At 68.1% G+C, this 332-nt stretch carries 1 protein-coding gene; it reads left to right on the forward strand.

The genetic code is table 11. The annotated features are described in order from the left end of the window. Positions 1 to 332: lyase family protein (locus ACWBNA_RS47910; protein WP_482710896.1), on the forward strand; the 332-nt coding region annotated here is incomplete at both ends.

Here is a 332-nt window from a genome sequence, read left to right on the forward strand (position 1 = left end):
GAGAACTTCCCCATCACCGGCACCCGGATCTCCGCCTATCCGCACCTGATCGACGCGCTCGCCGCCGTCAAGGAGGCCGCCGCCCTCGCCAACGAGGAGCTCGGCCTGCTGGAGCCGAGGAAGGCCGCCGCGATCGTCGAGGCCTGCCGGGAGATACGCGAGGGCAAGCTGCACGACCAGTTCGTCGTCGACGTCATCCAGGGCGGAGCCGGCACCTCGACGAACATGAACGCCAACGAGGTCATCGCGAACCGGGCCTTGGAACTGCTCGGACACGCCAAGGGGGAGTACCGGCACCTGCACCCCAACGAGGACGTCAACCTCGGCCAGTC

It is taken from the genome of Streptomyces sp. Q2, assembly GCF_056820935.1.